Raw genomic sequence first — 584 nt, 5'->3', positions numbered from 1 at the left:
TACAATGAACAATCTGAGCGCTTGGCATCGTTGGTTACCTTTGTTGGTATTGGTGTCACTTTTGTTTGCATTCCCAACAATGGCAGCAGACAACGGCTTAACAATTCTGTCCGTTACGGACGGCGACGCACAACAAGAGTACAGCGTTAAACTACAAATTCTTTTGTTGATGACGGCGCTCAGTTTCCTTCCTGCTTTCATTTTGATGGCGACGAGCTTTACACGCATTATTGTGGTGCTGGCTATCTTGCGCCAAGCGCTTGGTTTGCAGCAGAGCCCGCCAAACCGCGTGTTAGTGGGTATTGCATTAACGCTTACTCTGCTCATCATGCGCCCTGTTTGGACGGATATCTACGAGAATGCGTTCCAACCATACGACAATGGTGAAATTACGCTGGTTCAAGCATTTTCCGTGGCGGAAAAGCCCGTGCGCAACTTCATGTTGGCGCAAACCCATCAAAGCTCTCTTGAGCAAATGTTGCGAATTGCCAATGAGCCGCTCGATCAAAAAGTAGAAGACATCTCGTTTGCCGTTGTTCTTCCTGCGTTTGTGATCAGTGAGCTTAAAACTGCGTTCCAAATCG

Annotated in this window: 1 protein-coding gene; it reads left to right on the top strand. The window is 47.6% G+C overall.

Annotated elements, in window-relative coordinates; translation table 11 throughout:
- Positions 1-4: 4 nt before the first annotated feature.
- Positions 5-584: flagellar type III secretion system pore protein FliP (locus R8N49_RS29010; RefSeq protein WP_318190688.1), on the top strand; the 580-nt coding region annotated here is incomplete at its 3' end.

It is taken from the genome of Vibrio sp. 1978 (assembly GCF_033344345.1).
This window is presented reverse-complemented; position numbering and strand designations above follow the sequence as displayed.